This window comes from Paenibacillus sp. FSL R5-0928 (genome assembly GCF_037970385.1).
Classification (GTDB): Bacteria; Bacillota; Bacilli; order Paenibacillales; family Paenibacillaceae; genus Paenibacillus_AQ; species Paenibacillus_AQ odorifer.
Genome location: NZ_CP150225.1, coordinates 6383807 through 6403053, shown reverse-complemented (window position 1 = coordinate 6403053; position 19247 = coordinate 6383807). Strand labels below are relative to the sequence as shown.

Below are 19247 nucleotides of genomic sequence, written 5' to 3'. Positions count from 1 at the left end.
ACATTCATAGAATTCTTCTATGTTACCGTTTAGGAAAAGGCGAGGGAGTGGAAGAGAATGAACCTTAATCTAATGAAGCTGGAAATTGTAGAACTGCTGTATAAACATAAAAAAATTACCACGGTAGCAGATAAACTCGGACTAAAGCAGCCCACTGTTACGTATCATTTGAAGAATTTAGAGCAGCAATTGGGGGAGAAGTTATTTGAATCCAGAATGGATAAAATGATTCTTACGGAGAGTGGCAAAGCGTTTCTTCACTATGCGATTAAAATCAATGCGCTTGCAGCGGAAGCGGAGCGGGTGGTAAAAGAGTTCAGTCAGGCAGGCCGGGGGACGCTGAAGATTGGTGCCAGTTATGTTCCAGCTACATATATTCTTCCAAAAATATTGGGGCTGTTTGGCGAACAACATCCGGGGATTACCATTTCTTTATCGGTTAAGCCTTCACCGGTGATCAAAGAAATGCTTGCCAGTCATGAGATTGATCTTGGTATCTTGTCTACGGAATCTTTTTATCTGCCTGATCTGCATACTCAAGCCTTATGTGAAGATGAGCTTGTCCTTGTTTTTGCACCTACACATGATTTTGCCGGATTTTCTAATTTAAACTCGGCGATGATCGCTTCAGCGAGCTTTATTTTGCATGACAAGGAATCAAGCACACGCCATTTGACGGATAAATGGTTTGAACGAGAGGGAAAAGAATCAAAACCGCATATTTTGCTCGATTCACTGGAGGCGATTAAGCAATCGCTTATGAGTGGACAGCATGTCTCATTTATTTCACGACTTGCTGTGGAGGACGAGGTAGCCAGAGGAAGATTGCTAATGCGAGCCATTCCGGATTATAATTTTGAAAGACATATTTATTATTCGTATAACCGTGATCGTCATTATTCTCCTTTAATTGGACTGTTCATTGACCAGCTCCGCACAATCCGAATATAAGCATACATAGAGAATATACGATAGAGCCATTATATATATGAAAGAATACATAAAATATAAGGACTGTATAAATTCAGAAATTGGTGTATAATCTTAGGTACTGTGTCGCTTTACAGCACAAAAAAGTTGCAGATTTTCAAACGGTTTTATTGTATGATATGAGGAAGCTTTAATAGACGATATTTAGACAGACAAACTTAACACATTGATCCGGAAGAGAATGGGGGGAGCAGCATGACCGAACTTACGACTACCGTCAGCAAAAGCAACTCTAACAATCTGCTGCGACGGGACGTACGGTTCTTGGGGAACATTTTAGGAGAGGTCTTGGTTCACCAAGGCGGTAACGAACTGCTAGAGATCGTGGAGAAGATCCGCGAGACCAGTAAATCGCTACGCTCACTATTTTTACCTGAACTGCATAGTGAATTTAAGGAGTTAATCAATTCTTTGGATCCGGAGAACCGTCATCAGGTAATAAGAGCGTTCGCCATTTATTTTCAATTGGTGAATATTGCCGAACAGAACCACCGGATTCGCCGTAAACGTGACTATGAACGTTCAGCTGGGGAGACAGTTCAACCCGGTTCTATAGAAAGCGCTATTCAAGAGCTTCGTGAACGTGATTTCTCTCATGAGGAAGTCAACGAGATTATTGAAGGATTGTCTCTGGAACTTGTAATGACGGCACATCCAACGGAAGCCATGCGCCGTGCGATTCTCGATATTCATAAACGGATATCCGATGATGTTATGGGTCTTGATAACCCTACTCTAACTTTCCGTGAACGTGAACAGCTTCGCGAGAAGCTATTGAATGAAGTGATTACGCTTTGGCAAACGGATGAGCTACGTGACCGCAAGCCGACAGTACTCGATGAAGTGCGCAATGGAATGTACTATTTCCATGAGACTATTTTCCATGTATTGCCGGATGTGTATCAAGAGCTTGAACGCTGTCTGAGCAAATACTATCCTGGACAGAATTGGCATGTGCCAACCTACTTGCGTTTTGGATCATGGATTGGTGGAGACCGTGATGGTAACCCATCGGTAACCTCAACAGTCACTGCGCAGACTTTACGCATGCAGCGTAAGCTGGCCATTCGTGAATATCAGCGGATTATGCGTGAACTCATGAAATATCTAAGCTTTAGCACAAGTATTGTTAAAGTGACGCCTGAGCTAGTAGAATCCATCGAAGCTGATCGTGAGATCATTAACCTAGGCAAGATGGAAGAATGGCGCAATGACAACGAACCTTACCGAATTAAACTTAGCTACATGATCTCTAAGACACAAAATGTTTTGGATGATGAGAAAAAAGATACTCCTGAGCGTTATGCTACACCTGAGGAGTTCATAGATGATTTGAATGTCATTGACCGCAGTCTACGACATCACTATGCCGACTATGTGGCCGATACCTATATTAAAAAGCTAATCCGCCAAGTGGAGCTGTTCGGATTCCATACGGCAACTCTTGACGTGCGTCAACACAGCCAAGAACATGAGAATGCCATGACAGAAATTTTGGCGAAGATGAACATTTCGCCGGATTACTCTAAGTTGACGGAGATCGAGAAGATTGATCTGCTGGAGAAATTGCTGAATGATCCACGTCCGTTGACCTCTTCTTACCAGACTTACACTGAAAGTACAGAGGAGTGTCTGGCGGTTTACCGGACGATCTTCGCATCGCAGGAAGAGTACGGCAAACAATGTATCACCAGTTATCTGATCAGTATGGCGGAAGCTGCAAGCGACATTCTGGAGGTTATGGTCTTCGCCAAAGAGGTAGGACTATTCCGCAAGGATAACGACGGTACAGTTGTATGTACCCTGCAAGCTGTGCCACTTTTTGAAACGATTGATGATTTGCATGAAGCACCGCAAATTATGCACACACTGCTCAGTATGCCGATCTACCGTGATGCGGTAAGAGCAATGAATGATTTGCAGGAAATCATGCTTGGATATTCAGATAGTAATAAAGATGGCGGCGTGGTTACTGCTAACTGGGAACTGCGTGTTGCCCTAAAAGAAATTACAGCGACAGCCGATCAGTTCGGAATCAAGCTAAAGTTCTTCCATGGTCGTGGTGGAGCGCTCGGCCGCGGGGGTATGCCGCTTAACCGCAGTATTCTTGCTCAGCCAGCTTCGACAATTGGCGGCGGGATTAAGATTACCGAGCAGGGAGAAGTAATCTCCTCCCGTTACTCCATGCAGGGGATTGCTTACCGCAGTCTGGAGCAAGCAACATCTGCGCTTGTAACAGCAGCAATTAGTGCGAGAGTGCCACAAGCGGATCTTTATGAAGAGAAATGGGAAGAGATTGTTGCCCGGATTTCTGAGGTCTCGCTGAACAAATATCAGGATTTGATCTTCCGTGATCCGGATTTCCTGACTTATTTCAAAGAATCAACACCTCTGCCTGAGGTTGGAGAGCTTAATATCGGTTCCCGTCCTTCCAAGCGGAAGAACAGCGACCGTTTTGAAGATCTGCGTGCAATTCCTTGGGTATTTGCATGGACACAAAGCCGTTATTTGCTCCCAGCCTGGTACGCTGCTGGAACCGGACTGCAGAGTTTCTATGAGGGTAAGGAAGAGAATCTGAAGATAATGCAACATATGTATGAGAACTTCTCATTCTTTACTACACTGATAGATACGCTGCAAATGGCTATTTCAAAAGCGGACTTGATTATTGCTAAGGAATACGCCAGCATGGGCAAGAACGAGGAAGCACGTCAACGGATCTTCGGCCAGATTGAAGATGAATTTAATCTGACCTCTGAGCTGATCCTGAAGATTACAGGCCAGCAGGATATTCTGGATAACGTTCCTGTGATTCAAGAGTCGATCAGACTCCGTAATCCATACGTTGATCCGCTTAGCTACCTGCAGGTTCAATTGCTATCCGAGCTTAGAGCGCTCCGTGAAATCGATGGAGATGATAGCGAACTGCTTCGCGAAGTATTGCTTACCATCAACGGCATTGCCGCCGGTCTTCGGAATACCGGCTGATATAGTCTTAACAACAAAAAGTCCGCCCTATTTGGGGCGGACTTTTTTTGCCTAATACAAGTTGTTGTGATCATAAACTGTATATTGCTGCTGTGAACTTTACTTGTGCCTAAATATTGGAGAGTCAAACCCGATATTTTTTTTATTACCCTACCCAAGTAACCGAGATGTAATCGGAGGTAAATAACGTGGCACTTATTACTTCGGTGATGGAGCAGCGTAGAGAATATTTGGAACTGTAGGAGCGCCAGCGTTCGCCTTTATCCTCAGATTTCGACCGCTATATGCGGTTTATAATCAGAAAATGTGAGGATAACAGCGACCGGAAGTCCAAATATTTCTCGGAGCCGCACTTAATCGCCTATACCAAGTTGTCCAGTTTTTAACTCAGTTTACATAGAAGGTTACAATACAATCCTTGATTTTTACACAAACTTGAATTACGATTTAATTGCTTGTACCGTGGATATTTGCGAAGAAATACCAAGGGCGGCAAGTCTGGGGGAGTTAACAGGTGGAGAATTTGGAAGGCAGATTGACAAAGCTCGCCTTGAAGGGCGACCAAAGGGCATTTGCCGAGCTTGTGGAACTATATAAAGACAAAATATATCATTTAGCTTACAGGATGTTGAACAATCGCCATGAGGCGGAGGATATTGTTCAGGAGACCTTTTTGCGTGTGTATAGGAATTTGGATCGTTATGATGATAAACAGAAGTTCTCCACATGGATTTACCGGATTGGAACGAACCTCTGTATTGATAGATTGCGTAAACGAAAACCAACCTATTCGCTGGATGCTGAAATGAACGATCAGGAGGGCCTTGATGGCTACTCGTTGATTCCGAGCGATAATGTGACACCTGAGACCGAACTATTGCTCTCTGAGACGCAGGGGCTAATCTATGAGGCGATTGACAGTCTGCCTGTGAAATACAGGTCGGTGATGATTCTGAGGTACCTGCAGGATCTGTCACTTCAGGAGATTAGTGATGTCCTGGATATGCCCGTGACCACGATTAAGACGCGTGTACACCGAGGCCGTGAATTTTTGCGTAAAAAATTAGGCCCGAAAATGTAAAAATAGATTTTTTTTATGAAACATCTTTTCGAGAGCGACGTATGTAAGTTAAGCAAGTCTTATGTGTCCTGACCCTTTGTCTTAGGATAATTAAATAGCACTCATGAAAGGATTGGCTCCTATGGAATGCAAACTGGCCGTCTCTATGATGCATGACTACTTGGATGACGACTTGCCCGAACAGCAGCAGAGGGAATTGAAGGAGCATCTTCTATCCTGTCCAGATTGCCGTGCAAAGTTTAAAGAATTGGAACAGACAGATATGTTGATGTTCTCCCTAATGCATCAGAATCCTGTAGCTTCAGATGATCTTGTGAGCCGGATAATGAGTTCATTGCCAAAGACTAAGAAAGAAAAAGCCTTTATTACCTGGATCAAGAGACACCCTGCACTTACAGCGGCATCTCTATTCCTTGTCGTTATGCTGATGAGCACCGTAACTTTTTGGAGTCCAGACAGACAGCTTGTAGTTAGAGGTGTTGATTTGGATCAAGTGGTCATCAAAGGGGATACTGTAATTGTACCTTCCGGCAAAATAATTACCGGAGACCTTACCATAGAGAACGGTAAAGCACAGGTATATGGAGAAGTGAACGGCAACGTGACAGTCATTGACGGATCTCTATATCAGGCTTCAACAGCTCATATTTCTGGGCAAGTCAAAAGCATAGACCAGGCAGTAAGCTGGTTCTGGTATAAAGTGACGAACATGTTCTCTGAAGTTGCCTACCGTTAATGCGGGCAGTGGTTACCTTGAGCAGGAATATTAATTAGCGCCTCTTTTTCCGGAAAGATGGCGCTTTTTTGTTTCCTTAAATTGGGTGGTTTCGGAAAGGATTGAGGGACTAAACTTGCAACTGAAGCCCGAACGTTATAACCTAGATATGATACAGAGCTAACAGACATTTTACATAAACCCAGCTAATTTGAAATGACGGGGGTTTTAGGCAATGAGTTATTTTACTGAGCTAACATGGAAAGATTCCATTAAAGATATAATTGATATCCTGATCGTCAGTTACATTATTTATAAAGTGCTTAATATGGTACGCGGGACGCGGGCGATTCAGCTTTTAAAAGGGATACTGGTTCTGGTCTTGATTTGGGCGGTAAGCACAATCTTGGACTTGTATACACTTAAATGGCTAATGAATCAAATGTTTACTTTCGGGGTCCTAGCTGTCTTTATCATTTTTCAGCCGGAACTACGAAGGGGACTTGAGCAGCTTGGACGGGGCAGATTTTTCGGACGGGCTGGAGAAAGTGACGAAGAGATCAGTAAGTTAATCGGCGAAGTGATTAAAGCCGTGAATTATTTATCTCGTAGAAAAATAGGGGCGTTAATCGTTTTTGAGCGGGAGACGGGGCTAAACGAATATACAGAGTCAGGTATACCCATGCGTTCCCTGGTCAGCTCCGAATTACTCATTAACATCTTCATTCCCAATACACCTCTGCATGACGGAGCCCTTATTATGCAGGGAAATCAGATTGCTGCGGCTGCTTGTTACTTGCCTTTGTCCGAGAATCCTTTTATCAGCAAAGAACTGGGAACCCGTCATCGCGCTGCTATAGGAATAAGTGAGGTTGCGGACTCAGTGTCTGTCATTGTCTCAGAGGAGACAGGGCAGATTTCCCTTGCAATTAATGGCCAGATCGTGAGAGACATTAAGGAAGAATCCATGATATCGAAGCTCCATCAAGAGCTTAGTGTAAGTTCATCGCTGAAGGAGAAGGGTTCAACTTTCTGGAAACGGAAGGGGGACAAGAATCATGGATAAGTGGATGAACAATAACAATTTCAATAAGATTCTGGCCCTTGTGTTCGGGATCATTTTGTTTACGATGGTTCATGTCGATACTGCGCCTTCTGGACAGACAACAGTGGATATTAAAACAAAAACTATTGAGAATGTGAAGATTGAAGTGACCGGCCTTGACGAGGATAAATATGTCCTTGAACCTTTGGCTGTCGACAGTGTGAGTCTGGAGGTAGCGGGTAAAAATTCCGATATCTCCTTTCAGTTCTCGGATGACTATAAAGTAATGCTTGATCTGACTAAGGTCGAACCTGGAGATACCACGTTGCCACTTTATTATAAACTGCCAAAAGGTGTATCCCTGGTAAGAATGAATCCTAAAGAGGTTACCGTACATGTAGAATCACGGAATACAAAGTCTTTTCCCATATCCTTGGTTACGAAGGGGAAACCTGCAGAGGGCTACCAAATAGGCACCCCGGTCCTGCAGCCTACAGATACTGTCGAAGTCACACTTGCTGATAATGAACTGAGCAAGGTAGCTAAGATACAAGGAACCATTGAGCTTAACGGTGAGAATGAGACATTTAAAGAGAAAAAATTGAAGCTACACGCTTATGATAAGGATGGAAATGAAATTAAAAATGCTGTAATTGAGCCTTCTACTGTATCCGTGGAATTGCCGATTACCTTACCGTTTAAGAGTTTGCCGCTGGAGATTGGCTTTACTGGACAACTTCCGGATTCTCTCGTATTATCCAAATTGTCACCTGAGCAGGAAGCAGTCGTAGTGTATGGACAAGCAGAGGCTTTGGCAGCTTTATCAGCCTATGAAGCCACTGTTAACCTTAGTGCAATAGATTCTGCTGGAACGAAACAAGTAAAGGTCGATTTGAAGCCTCCGGCTGGAACGGAGAAAGTCATGCCCGAAGCTGTGAATGTTTCATTAACCATCTCAGAAATTGCTGAGCGGACGATTGAGGCGGTACCTGTCAAGCTTCAGGGTGTGGGGGATGATCTGGAAGGAAGTATTGTTAATCCTTCAAGCAAGGAAATAGCGCTTACCTTAAAGGGTGCGCCTGCTTTACTAGATCAACTTGATAAGAAAGATATAGGGGTTGTGGCTGATGTTAGCGGTCTTTCGGCTGGAACTCACGAGGTTTCTTTGCGGGTATCGCTGCCCCAGTTTATCGCACTAGCCAATGCAGGGGTGCCACTTACTGTGACCGTGCAGCTGTTATCACCTGCAGCGCCAGTTCCTACACCTCATCCAGATACGGGGGGGGTAACTACTACTCCTGAGCCAAGTTCTGAACCTGTTATAGGTGATGAGGAACCTACGGAGAAGCCCACTCATAGCGGAGAGGCTGGAGCAACACCAACGCCTGTACCAACGGATACCAATCCGGAGAATAACGGCACAGCTAACACAAGTACGAATTCCGAAAATCCTGTAGGTACGGGTGGGACGTAATCTTTTGAGCCCAGTGGTACACCAAAATAGTATGCAAATCATATGATAGTACATTAAGCTAACGTAGCGTATTCAAAGGAGAAAAATAATGGGGAAGTATTTTGGAACAGACGGTGTGCGGGGAGTAGCAAACCGTGAATTGACTGCAGAAATGGCTTATAGCATTGGCCGTTGTGGAGGTTATGTACTAGCGGGTAACTTGGATAAACCGAAGGTTGTTATCGGAATGGATACACGTATTTCCGGTCCTTTATTGGAATCCGCGCTGATTGCGGGCTTATTGTCTATTGGAGCTGATGTAATCCGTATAGGCGTAGTTAGTACACCTGCTGTTGCCTATATTACGAGATTGTTAAAAGCAGACGCAGGCGTCATGATCTCAGCTTCTCACAATCCGGTAGAGGATAACGGCATTAAGTTCTTTGGTGGGGATGGCTTCAAGCTAACAGATGAAACCGAACTGCAAATTGAAGAGCTTATGGATGCGGAGGTAGATGAATTGCCTCGTCCTATCGGTTCAGGTTTAGGTATGGTTACCGTAGATAATGACGCTAAGTATCTTTATCTGGAGTATTTGAAAACTACCATTTCTCAGGACTTTAAGGGAATCAAGGTTGTACTGGACTGTGCGCATGGCGCAGCGTATGAGCTTGCTCCAAGACTGTTCAGAGAGCTTGGCGCTGAGGTGATCTCTATCGGGGCTGAGCCAGATGGATTGAATATTAATGATGGATTTGGTTCGACACATCCAGAGACTTTGCGTGAAGAAGTCTTACGTCATGGAGCTGATTTGGGACTTGCTTTTGACGGAGATGCAGACCGCTTGATCGCTATTGATAATAATGGTGATGAAGTCGATGGTGACTTTATCCTTTGTATTTGTGGCGATGCGATGAACCGTGCAGGTAAGCTGAAGGATAGCACGATTGTATCAACCGTTATGAGTAACATCGGATTTTATAAAGCTACCGAGAAATTATCCCTGAATACCGCTAAGACAGCTGTAGGGGATCGTTATGTTATGGAAGAAATGCGTCGTGGAGGCTTTAATCTAGGTGGAGAACAGTCTGGACATGTTATTTTCCTGGATTACAATACTACTGGTGATGGTATTCTTACAGCTATTCAGCTGGTAGACACACTTAAGGCTACAGGCAAACAGCTTAGCGAAGTTAAGAGTATGATGACTAAATACCCGCAGGTGCTGGTCAATGTTCGTGTACAGGATAAGACTAATTACCCTAATAACGTAGCTATAGAAGCGGCTATCGCTGAAGTAGAAGGCAAGCTAGGCGACAATGGCCGTGTGCTTGTACGTCCGTCAGGTACGGAATCTCTAATCCGCGTTATGGCAGAGGGACCGGATAAGGCAGATCTGGATCTTTATGTGAATCAAATTGTGGAAGTAGTTCAACGCGAATTGGTATAATCCATTACCTTAACTATAAGGCTGGTGCAGTGAGCGAGAGCGATTCGGATTCGTTGCACCAGTGTTATTTTATTTTAGGATTGGATCGTTTGAACTGGTTTTGTAAAATTTAGGTTGGTGCGCCATTGCCAAAGTACTACAAGGTGCATATAATAGATTAAGTGTCATTCTAGAAGGAAAGCGGGGATTGTGAGGTTAGCAATAGCAAGCGCCAGAGCTTGGTCTAGCGCGGGGGAGAAGGGAAAGCTGCTTACTTGTTATGTAGGCTATGGCTTGAACGGATCACGGCAGACGTAAGCTGACGAGGTGGAGGTGTTCGAAATGTTCGGCGGGGACCTCCCGGTGATGCACCAGAGCCGTAAATGGATACGGAAAATGAAAGGGCGACCTTTCACACAACGTTTTCATGGGTGCAACAAATTATATTATTCATGTGTGCGCGCATCAGAAGGAAACACGTTATTTCTGCCACGGCAGAGGAGAAGGCTGTGCATTTCATGAACATTAGAATGTAAGTGACAGTTTATTTTGTTGATCCTAAAATACAACAGAATATTTGCTTTTTCTCAAAAACATGCCGCACGGCACGTTTCTTTCCTTATGCCGCCACATTACGATAACTCGGACGGGGGAAATTATAATGTGTGGTATTGTAGGATATATTGGTAATCAGAATTCGCAGGGGATCTTGGTTGAGGGCTTGAAGAAATTGGAATATCGTGGATATGATTCCGCTGGTATTGCTGTATTTACCCAAGAAGGACTGCAAGTAGTGAAAGCTCAAGGCCGTTTGGCGAATCTGCAGTCGAAGCTCCAAGACAGCCCGCTGGCAGGTAGCGCAGGTATCGGACACACACGCTGGGCAACTCACGGTAAACCATCCGATGAGAACTCACATCCACATACGGATAACAGCATGAAGTTCTCGGTAGTTCACAACGGTATTGTCGAAAACTATCTGGATCTGAAAGAAGAGCTGATCGCTGGCGGATGCCACTTTGTCTCTGAAACAGATACAGAAGTTATTTCACATCTGATTGCTCGCGAATATGACGGGGATATCGTGAAGGCTGTACAAAAAGCGATTACGTTTATGCGCGGTGCGTTTGCATTAGGCGTCCTGACTGAATATGAACCAGATAAACTGGTGGCTGTTCGTCAAGCTAGCCCGCTCATTATCGGTCTTGGCGAAGGAGAAAACTTTATCGGGTCAGATATTCCTGCACTGCTTGAATATACCCGTAACGTATATATTTTGAATGACGGCGAAATGGCTGTGCTGACAAGAGATGCTGTCGAATTGATGACGATTGAAGGCAATTTTATTTCTCGGGAAATGATTACTGTCGATTGGGATGCAGTTACCGCAGAAAAAGGCGGCTACGAGCATTTCATGTTGAAAGAAATACACGAGCAACCTAAGGCTTACCGCGACACCATGCGTGGTCGCATCAATGCGGAAGGCAACAAGGTTGTATTGCCTGAATTGAACATGACTGAAGAACAAATCAAGAACATCCGTAACATTCAAGTCGTTGCTTGCGGAACAGCATACAACGCAGGTGTGGTAGGACGTACTATGATCGAATCTTTGGTTCGTATTCCGGTTGAGAATGATATCGCTTCGGAATATCGTTACCGTTCCCCAATCGTGACTCCAGAAACTTTGGTTATCGTAGTCAGCCAATCCGGTGAGACTGCAGATACTTTGGCAGCTCTGCGTGAAGCGCAAGCTAACGGGGCACACGTATTGGCGATCACTAACGTTGTGGGCAGTTCTATCGCTCGCGAAGCAAATGATGTGTTGGTAACCTTGGCGGGTCCGGAAATTGCAGTAGCTTCGACCAAAGCTTACACTTCACAATTGATCGCATTTGGATTGTTTGCTCTTTACTTGGCTGAAGTTCGTGGAACACAAACCGAAGCACAAGTTACTAAGATTCTTGCAGCTATGCAATCTCTGCCAGAGCAAGTGGAAGAGATCCTAGCTCAAAAAGAAGCGATCAAAGGTTATGCTGAACAAATTTCTGAGCACAAAAACTTGTTCTTCATCGGCCGCGGCGTAGACTACGCTGTTGCTCAAGAAGGATCTTTGAAGCTGAAAGAAATCTCTTATATTCACTCCGAAGCTTATGCTGCAGGTGAATTGAAACACGGTACATTGGCTCTGATCGAAGAAGGTGTTCCAGTTATTGCCCTGGCAACTCAGGAAGCTGTACTTGAGAAGACCGTCAGCAACATCAAAGAAGTGAAAGCTCGTGGCGCAGACGTGCTGGCAATCACTCACCAAGAGCATTTGACTGACCTGCTTAGATCAGTTGATCAAGTGTTCGTGATTCCAAAGACACTTCCAATGCTGACAGCAGCTTTGTCCGTAGTGCCTCTGCAATTATTGTCTTATTATGCTTCTCTTGCGCTGGGTCATGATGTGGATAAACCACGTAACTTGGCGAAGAGTGTTACTGTGGAGTAGGTTTGGTGATATAAAAGTATAGTTGTTGTCAAAAAAAAATAAAGTATTAGACTGAGATGCTTCATTAAGCTAACTGGCAGGATAGTTTAAATATCCAATATACGGTATTATTTAAATTATATCGTTAGTAGTGTTTTTTATATGCATCGGATACATTCATTTCCAAAGGATGGTTCAAAACAGTCAAACAAAATCATGAGAAGGTATAAGCCGCTGTAATGCGGCTTATACCTTATTTTGATGGAATTCACGATCAAGCTTAATTTTGGCCCTCGGGTACATCATAAGATAATCGATTTACGGGTCGGATTAACAACTTTATCAAGGTGATTTTCCATTACAAGAGGGAGGGATATTGTATCGGTCATAGGCCGGTGGAATAGTCGAAGAGGTACGACCAGAAGTTTCAAAAGTGAAACAGGGGTTATCCCTTTCAATATTGTATCTGACTTCATACGAGCTAATATTTAACTGCTGGCTACTCAGAAAATTGTAAGGTAATATCGCCGTTATTTGTATAAGCAGATAATTTTTTTGAACCATTTTCTTTATTGGCAGGCAAATTGCTATCTCCTTTCTTTACCTTGCTTAAGATCGCGAAATCATCATATGACCCTAGAATTGAACCGCTAATATTTCCGTTTTTTGTTTCAAGGGTTATAGCCGTCCCTGCATTCAATTTGTCCAGTTGGATATTTCCGTTATTTATGTTTACTTCCACTGTCCCCAAAAACGCGATTGTTGGTAATACAATACTTTCATTTGATGTTTTTAAAGTCAAATTTTTTAAAGTTGCATCAGGTATCCATACCTGAATAGTTCTGGTTACTTGCGAGCCTTTTCCTCCGATATAGTCATTCCATTCCTTATTACTGTCACTTACCATTGATAGTTCTTTATCATCAGATAGATCAATCTTGTAAAAATCTTTCTCACTTTCATAGTAAACAATATGAATTTGTTCATCTTTAGATTGGAGGATAGTTATTTTTTTGTCCTTTACATCAATTGTTAAGGTATCAATCTTTTGGGCAGGGATGATGTAATTTTTTTCCTCCATGGAAGTGGAGTGGGAGGAGCATCCTGCCAATGATATCAATAGTGTCACCAATATGCCTATAGTAGTTAGTAATTTTTTTGCAGTACTTTTCATTATAAAATGCTCCTTTGTTAAATCATTTTTCTTTTTAATATAGCCAGTCCTACGAATACCAATCCTAAGCTGCTCTGCAAAAAAAATTGCGATATGCAACTAAGCATTAGAGCTAAACATAATGATCTTGAAAAAGTCTACCCAAATATGTTGCAAGAGTTGGATCGGATCATTTTTGTATTTCGTTGCGTTTATCAGTCGCATATGTTTTAATCATCATAAACTTTTGTGTTACAAAAAGGTCAAGAGGGTAGATATGAACAACTATTTTACAATTAAGCAAGCAGCAGAAATCGTAGAGATGACCAGTGAGACCTTGCGGCACTATGATCGTATTGGGTTAGTCAAGCCATGCCATAAAGATGAATTGTCGGGATATCGATACTATTCCGAGCAGGAGCTCGTAAAGCTGCAAACCATTGAACTGCTCAAAGCAATGGATCTTACTTTAATGGATATTAAAGATATATTGCAGCAGAATGATCTCTCTAAAGTAATTGATTTTCTAAAACAGGCAGAAAAAAGAGCAGACGATAAAATTGCTCGTCTGCAGTATGCAAAATCGAAAATTAAACGTGCCTATCTACATTATGAAAATAAGTTCCACAACGATTATAGTCAAAGTGAAAATTACTTTGTCAGACACATAGAGGAAAGGGTAATTATGTTTTCGAATAAAATGGAAAGCCCCACACTTAAGAATTTATGGGACTATCACAGACATTTCTATCAACAAATTGAGACTTCTCTGCATTCACAATTTCTGTTTGAAGATATGGCGGGAATGTTTACGACTGAAGGAATAACACGGTTATTTGCTGTTTGCTTGAAATATCCGTCTTTAGAGGGGTTAACTGTGCTACCAGAAGGGGACTATCTGTGTGCAAACTGTGCCGAAGAGAATAAGAATGCTGTATTACAAAATTTACTTGAAAGGGCAAAGACGGAATACGATGTGTGTCCAGATTTTGTTCTTCATAACATTATTGTGACTGGAATATTGCAGTGGGATTATCAGATACAACTGTTCATTAAGAAACGCACATGTTAGATTAAAAGTCGCTAATTTAGCGGCTTTTTTTTGATTAAGCAATCACGTTTCTTGCCCCAGGCTGAGGACAAGAACGTTATACTTCGCCGATTAGCTAAATATTTAACTATTGTTCAATGTTATCTATTTAGCTAACTGGCAGATTAACGCTATATGCCTCTTAGGATTTGTATGCTTAAGTGAAAAAAGTATTATCATGAATTCTCTAATGTGAATAAATACAAATTCCACTTCAGTTAATCCATTTTCTATACATATTTTTAATAGTATATTGAGGTAAATAAAGTGATTATTCACTTTGATAAATCCGAAATTTCTTTGTTGGTATTATTTTATGGCTTCGTAAGGATTGCAAAACCATCGAAATATGGGAGTTTAAAACAGATGTTGTGCCGTAGTTAGTTTTATGAAAGGAAGGTATAGGGGTGAGTATTTATTACGCTCCAAGCTAAGAGGATATCACTAAGGATGCACTCCAAGAGTTATTTCTTTCGGTAGAATGGGAGTCTGGCAAGTATCCAAACGAGCTTTTACAAGCAATCGGAGGGTCTCATTCAATTGTTACCGCTTGGGAAGGAGGAAAGCTTGTCGGTTTAATAAATGCTTTGTCAGATGGTGTTTTAACGGTATATTTTCATTATATGCTTATTAATCCGAGTTATCAGAGTATAGGTATTGGTATAGGTAAGGAAATGATGAATATAATGCTTGATAGATATAAAGGGTGTAAAACAAAAGTATTAATTTCTTATCCTCATGCAGTGAATTTCTATAATAAAATTGGCTTTAATACAGAGGATGGAGCTACACCAATGTTTATCTCAGAGTTGATATGATTAAACTAATGGGTCACGATAGTTTAATCGCAACAAGAAGGCAGCCGATCAGAGGATCAGCTGCCGTTTTTATTGAATTAAAAGGGCAGGATAACTAAGTAATTTCGCGAATACTCAACAGATGGAATTATCACAAAGTTCCCAAATAAGACGTTATAAGAAATCGGCGAGAAACTATAAGGAGCAGAAAACATGAAATGCCCTCACTGTAACAACGAATTAAGTGAACTTCCTTTATGTTACGGAAGTGAAGCACCATATTATTTTTACACTGTACCAGAAGAGAAAAGAACAGAATTAATTAGAGATTTTTGTGTAATTGATGAACAGCATTTCTTTATTAGAGGACATATTGAAATACCAATAATTGATAGCAAAGAGAAATTTATATGGAGTGTGTGGGTTTCTCTTAGTGAAGAAAACTTTCTGAAGTCTAATGAATTATTGCACGTAGAAGGAAGGGAGACGGAAGAACCTTATTTTGGTTGGTTATCGACTGAACTTTCAATATATCCAATAACTACATTATCGTTAAAGACAATGGTGCATACACAAGAGGTTGGTGCTGTTCCGTTAATAGAATTAGAACAAACGAATCATCAACTTGCAGTTGAACAAAGAGAAGGAATTACAATGGAGAGAGTTAAAGAAATTGCTCATTTAATAAATCATAGTCAGTAAGAGAAGAATTTGAAAGTATAGTCGAAGAAGCTGCCGACATCTTATTAAATCATATCTACGCCGCTCTGCTTGGTCTGCTAAGGATTTTCGGTGAACCGTAATTAGCAGACAACCCTGCAAGGCTAAACTCGGTGCGTAATGTCGTTTAAGCTAACAGGAGACTTTTGTTCAATGAAACAGAGACAGTCTAATATTTTATTTTCTGCTGACAATGACACGTTAGTCCCGATGATGTGAATAATCATCGGGACTTTTTTATTAAAAAGGCAAACTTTCGGAGGGTATATTCTTGAGGCAGGCTAAGCTAACTGAACTTTTCTTTCATAAGTTTTCGCCCGTAAAACACTCAACGTCACCCCGTACTCCTATTAGGGAGTTAGCGGGTGGCGTTTTTTCATGCCCAATTCTACAGATGTAGTATCAACAAGGCGTGCCCTAAATCATTACACCTATAAAGATCACGGGTTAAATTGCAATCAATTTCAGCTGATGGAAAGTTAGCTTTACATACACACTTCAATGTGTTATTCTTACGGAAAGTTAACTTTCCATAATTGCTTCAGGAGGTAAGATATTGAAAAACAGGCTTGAAGAGATTAGAAAAGAAAAAGGTATTAAACAAGAAGAACTAGCGGATAAATTGGAAGTATCCAGGCAAACGATTGGTTCACTTGAAAATGGCCGGTATAACCCATCCATCATTCTTGCATTTAAGATTGCGCGATTTTTTGAAATGAGTATTGAAGATATTTTCATTTACGAGGAGGAGCTGGGTAATGAAAACGGCGAGTAAATGGGTGTTCTTAACAATTGCAGGTGCTACTATGGTTTATATGGGTGGATTTATTTTAATCGACGAGAAGCTAAAAGGAATTTCCGGTTTGCTCATTGGTGTGGGTTCAGTCCTTGCAGTGCTTGGAGTAGGAAATATGGGGTATTCGTTATGGCTTAATAAGCCTCAGAACAAAGTAAAGAATGATGAGAAAGTTAGAATGAGTAAAATTGAGGCTAATGACGAACGGAAAATAAGAATAAGAGAAAAAGCCGGTTGGAAAACTAATATTGTTAACTTTTACATCCTAATGGCTCTAACTGTTGTATTTAGTTTAATGGGAGTAGATCAAACTGTAGTCACTGTGTTATGTGGTGTTTTTATTTTTCAAATCTCCTTAGGAATCTTCCTGTTTAATTATTATGCTAAGAGAATGTAGTTGATATGACGTAACATCAAATAGACTATTCGAAAATATTTTTTTAGGAGAGAATGACATGGAAGTATTTGCAGAATATTTAGCGCAGATTGATAACCCGCAACATCGGGAAAGAATGGAAGAAGTTTTGGCTTGGGTAGCTGGAAAATTTACTGATTTAAAGCCAAAAGTTGCGTGGAATCAGCCTATGTTTACCGATCACGAGACTTTTATTATTGGCTTCAGTGTATCCAAACATCATTTGGCGGTTGCCCCTGAAATTGCAGGAATTAATCGTTTTTCTGATGAAATTGTGCAGGCAGGTTATGATCATACCAAGCAGTTATTACGCATCCGATGGGAAAGTCCAGTTGATTTCTCATTACTTGAAAAAATGATCGAGTTTAATATTTTGGATAAGGCAGACTGTTCAACTTTTTGGCGGAAATAAAACGTATTATTTAGCGTTCAATTCATTTTAAGCAAATTTATATGTGGAAGCACCGGAGGACAAGTCACTTTAATACGTGATTTGTCTTTTTTATTTAAATTCTCAGCGTGAAATATTCAATATTTTGGAAGGTGGATGGAATGTTGAAAGCGAATTTATACACGTTAGTTCAACCTGATGAATGCTGAAAAATGGAAGTGAGACAAATGGCTACTGTAGGCGAGAGCCAATTCAGATTGGAGGATGAAAATGCTACTAAACGATGATCAACTATTAGAGCTATTAAGAGGTCAGGGTGTTCCTGAGATTCTTGAGATTAAAAGAACAAAACAAGAAATACGCAATCGAGCAGCACTCAATAAAATAGAAGTGTATACGAAAGACAATAAGGTTTTGTCGTTATTAGAGAAAATCACAAAGTCAGATCATATTCCATATGAAAATATGATTTATAATCATTACTATACCAAGGATGTATCTATTCCGAGAGTCTTTTTTAATAAATATGATACAGTCGGACAAGAGGGGATATTGTTGATGGAAGATCTGACCCCGACACATACCAATTTAGCTGACTGGGAAGTACCTATTGATTCTGATAAATTAGCAAACATTATTGATGTGATCGTACAGTTTCATTCTGCTTCTTGGGGGACAAGCGAGTTAGCTCATCCCGAGCATTTGAAAAGTATAGAGCATTATTTAAAGCATATTTCGTATTTGGAGAGAGACTATCTGGCTTTTAGAAAGCAACAGACTTATAACCTTGGGGAAGAACAGTTTAGTATTTACGAGAAGAGTTTACTTAGCTTGCGTGAAAATGCCCAGAAACATATTAGTCGTATATCCAGATATCAAAATACAACATGCATCCATGGTGATCTAAATGTTGGCAATTTATTATATCCGAAGTTCAGCAGTTCAAGGCCGTGCATCATTGATCTTGAAGCAGTGAAGGTTGGGCTTTGTACGGAGGATCTCGTTATGTTATTTATCCACGATTTGTTTCATGGCAGTGCCGAGACTACACGTATTTTTGATCTGTATTTTCATTCAATTAACAATAAAATCAGGAACGCATACACGTACACACAATTTGTGGAGGACGTTAGATTATCGATTATGGAAGGAATCTTTTTTCCAATAAAGTTATTTGTCCATGAAGGAATTAAGGATGAGGAGCTTATATGGAAGTCGATAAATGCTTATAAGAATCTCGTCGAAATATAGCCTGAACTTAAAAGATAGTTGGAATTCTGTTGTTAGAATAGAGGTGAATATAATAAAACATACAAAGATATCTTTAGTTATTCTATTCGTTCTGTGTATAACTTTAGTCACCGGGTGCAATAGCCATTGGGTTCAGAAGTACGGAAAAGGTGATTATTGGGAAACAATTATTGAGCATAATGAATCAACAGGTGAGATAAATTACGAAATCAATTATATAGGGACTGAACCTACCATAAAGATTTTTATATTTGAGTATTCAAGTGAGTATTTTAATACTAAGGGAGGTTTCGGTAAGAGTAAGACAGAGGGTGGTTTGAAAATGAAAATGACTGAATTTTCAAATGAATTGGATTTAAATAAACAGACAATAAAGTTAATGCTAACATGGAACAATAAAGCAGAAGAGATAATACTCGAATAGATTTTCGAAGAAGAATACATATCAGCTAACATAGAA

At 41.1% G+C, this 19247-nt stretch carries 17 protein-coding genes; 16 read left to right on the top strand and 1 reads right to left on the bottom strand.

What is annotated here, in order from left to right:
- Positions 1-57: 57 nt before the first annotated feature.
- The 8 genes from MKZ16_RS28890 (at position 58) to glmS (ending at position 12195) form a co-directional block, all read left to right on the top strand.
- The gene (locus MKZ16_RS28890; protein WP_076105559.1) at positions 58-951 is read left to right on the top strand and encodes a LysR substrate-binding domain-containing protein; all 894 of its coding nucleotides are present in this window, start codon (positions 58-60) and stop codon (positions 949-951) included.
- Between the two features lie 234 nt (positions 952-1185).
- The gene (gene ppc, locus MKZ16_RS28885) at positions 1186-3978 is read left to right on the top strand and encodes a phosphoenolpyruvate carboxylase (RefSeq protein ID WP_036681287.1); all 2793 of its coding nucleotides are present in this window, start codon (positions 1186-1188) and stop codon (positions 3976-3978) included.
- A gap of 514 nt (positions 3979-4492) precedes the next feature.
- Positions 4493-5059 (top strand): RNA polymerase sigma factor SigW, encoded by a 567-nt coding sequence (gene sigW / locus MKZ16_RS28880; RefSeq protein WP_036681288.1) that lies wholly within the window; start codon positions 4493-4495, stop codon positions 5057-5059.
- Between the two features lie 121 nt (positions 5060-5180).
- Positions 5181-5795 (top strand): zf-HC2 domain-containing protein, encoded by a 615-nt coding sequence (locus MKZ16_RS28875; protein WP_036681404.1) that lies wholly within the window; start codon positions 5181-5183, stop codon positions 5793-5795.
- A gap of 214 nt (positions 5796-6009) precedes the next feature.
- On the top strand, positions 6010-6840 hold the full coding sequence (gene cdaA / locus MKZ16_RS28870; RefSeq protein ID WP_036681290.1) for a diadenylate cyclase CdaA: 831 nt from the start codon (positions 6010-6012) through the stop codon (positions 6838-6840).
- On the top strand, positions 6833-8293 hold the full coding sequence (locus tag MKZ16_RS28865; protein WP_081393430.1) for a CdaR family protein: 1461 nt from the start codon (positions 6833-6835) through the stop codon (positions 8291-8293). Before cdaA ends, MKZ16_RS28865 begins: the two co-directional genes overlap by 8 nt.
- A gap of 88 nt (positions 8294-8381) precedes the next feature.
- Positions 8382-9722 carry a phosphoglucosamine mutase gene (gene glmM / locus MKZ16_RS28860; protein WP_036681292.1) on the top strand — a complete coding sequence of 447 codons (1341 nt, stop codon included), beginning with the start codon at positions 8382-8384 and terminating at the stop codon, positions 9720-9722.
- A gap of 640 nt (positions 9723-10362) precedes the next feature.
- Complete coding sequence (gene glmS / locus MKZ16_RS28855; RefSeq protein WP_036681297.1) at positions 10363-12195, top strand: glutamine--fructose-6-phosphate transaminase (isomerizing); 1833 nt, start codon at positions 10363-10365, stop codon at positions 12193-12195.
- 478 nt (positions 12196-12673) lie between these two features.
- Here the strand turns inward: glmS and MKZ16_RS28850 are convergent, their stop codons facing one another.
- A complete protein-coding gene (locus MKZ16_RS28850; RefSeq protein ID WP_038573411.1) occupies positions 12674-13348 on the bottom strand; it encodes a DUF4097 family beta strand repeat-containing protein in 675 nt (224 codons plus the stop codon).
- Between the two features lie 256 nt (positions 13349-13604).
- Here MKZ16_RS28850 and MKZ16_RS28845 point away from each other — a divergent pair, with 256 nt between their 5' ends.
- The 8 genes from MKZ16_RS28845 (at position 13605) to MKZ16_RS28810 (ending at position 19211) form a co-directional block, all read left to right on the top strand.
- Complete coding sequence (locus MKZ16_RS28845) at positions 13605-14399, top strand: MerR family transcriptional regulator (RefSeq protein ID WP_076099891.1); 795 nt, start codon at positions 13605-13607, stop codon at positions 14397-14399.
- Between the two features lie 458 nt (positions 14400-14857).
- Positions 14858-15235, top strand: coding sequence for a GNAT family N-acetyltransferase (locus tag MKZ16_RS28840; RefSeq protein WP_076099892.1), 378 nt, complete (start codon positions 14858-14860; stop codon positions 15233-15235).
- A gap of 192 nt (positions 15236-15427) precedes the next feature.
- A complete protein-coding gene (locus MKZ16_RS28835; protein ID WP_038573408.1) occupies positions 15428-15916 on the top strand; it encodes a DUF2199 domain-containing protein in 489 nt (162 codons plus the stop codon).
- Positions 15917-16490: 574 nt separating this feature from the next.
- Positions 16491-16709 (top strand): helix-turn-helix transcriptional regulator, encoded by a 219-nt coding sequence (locus tag MKZ16_RS28830; RefSeq protein WP_038573407.1) that lies wholly within the window; start codon positions 16491-16493, stop codon positions 16707-16709.
- Positions 16693-17127, top strand: a complete 435-nt coding sequence (locus MKZ16_RS28825; RefSeq protein ID WP_076105562.1) for a hypothetical protein — start codon at positions 16693-16695, stop codon at positions 17125-17127. Before MKZ16_RS28830 ends, MKZ16_RS28825 begins: the two co-directional genes overlap by 17 nt.
- Before the next feature lie 58 nt (positions 17128-17185).
- Positions 17186-17557 carry an iron chaperone gene (locus MKZ16_RS28820; RefSeq protein WP_036681355.1) on the top strand — a complete coding sequence of 124 codons (372 nt, stop codon included), beginning with the start codon at positions 17186-17188 and terminating at the stop codon, positions 17555-17557.
- Between the two features lie 249 nt (positions 17558-17806).
- Positions 17807-18787, top strand: a complete 981-nt coding sequence (locus MKZ16_RS28815) for a phosphotransferase (RefSeq protein ID WP_036681357.1) — start codon at positions 17807-17809, stop codon at positions 18785-18787.
- Positions 18759-19211 carry a hypothetical protein gene (locus MKZ16_RS28810; protein WP_038573403.1) on the top strand — a complete coding sequence of 151 codons (453 nt, stop codon included), beginning with the start codon at positions 18759-18761 and terminating at the stop codon, positions 19209-19211. Before MKZ16_RS28815 ends, MKZ16_RS28810 begins: the two co-directional genes overlap by 29 nt.
- Positions 19212-19247: the final 36 nt, after the last annotated feature.

What these genes read in the sequence shown, in the direction of transcription:
- MKZ16_RS28890 (WP_076105559.1), top strand. Translation starts at nt 58, where the DNA reads ATGAACCTTAATCTAATGAAGCTGGAAATTGTAGAACTGCTGTATAAA.
- ppc (WP_036681287.1), top strand. Translation starts at nt 1,186, where the DNA reads ATGACCGAACTTACGACTACCGTCAGCAAAAGCAACTCTAACAATCTG.
- MKZ16_RS28875 (WP_036681404.1), top strand. Translation starts at nt 5,181, where the DNA reads ATGGAATGCAAACTGGCCGTCTCTATGATGCATGACTACTTGGATGAC.
- cdaA (WP_036681290.1), top strand. Translation starts at nt 6,010, where the DNA reads ATGAGTTATTTTACTGAGCTAACATGGAAAGATTCCATTAAAGATATA.
- MKZ16_RS28865 (WP_081393430.1), top strand. Translation starts at nt 6,833, where the DNA reads ATGGATAAGTGGATGAACAATAACAATTTCAATAAGATTCTGGCCCTT.
- glmM (WP_036681292.1), top strand. Translation starts at nt 8,382, where the DNA reads ATGGGGAAGTATTTTGGAACAGACGGTGTGCGGGGAGTAGCAAACCGT.
- glmS (WP_036681297.1), top strand. Translation starts at nt 10,363, where the DNA reads ATGTGTGGTATTGTAGGATATATTGGTAATCAGAATTCGCAGGGGATC.
- MKZ16_RS28850 (WP_038573411.1), bottom strand. Translation starts at nt 13,348, where the DNA reads ATGAAAAGTACTGCAAAAAAATTACTAACTACTATAGGCATATTGGTG.
- MKZ16_RS28845 (WP_076099891.1), top strand. Translation starts at nt 13,605, where the DNA reads ATGAACAACTATTTTACAATTAAGCAAGCAGCAGAAATCGTAGAGATG.
- MKZ16_RS28835 (WP_038573408.1), top strand. Translation starts at nt 15,428, where the DNA reads ATGAAATGCCCTCACTGTAACAACGAATTAAGTGAACTTCCTTTATGT.
- MKZ16_RS28825 (WP_076105562.1), top strand. Translation starts at nt 16,693, where the DNA reads ATGAAAACGGCGAGTAAATGGGTGTTCTTAACAATTGCAGGTGCTACT.
- MKZ16_RS28820 (WP_036681355.1), top strand. Translation starts at nt 17,186, where the DNA reads ATGGAAGTATTTGCAGAATATTTAGCGCAGATTGATAACCCGCAACAT.
- MKZ16_RS28815 (WP_036681357.1), top strand. Translation starts at nt 17,807, where the DNA reads ATGCTACTAAACGATGATCAACTATTAGAGCTATTAAGAGGTCAGGGT.
- MKZ16_RS28810 (WP_038573403.1), top strand. Translation starts at nt 18,759, where the DNA reads ATGCTTATAAGAATCTCGTCGAAATATAGCCTGAACTTAAAAGATAGT.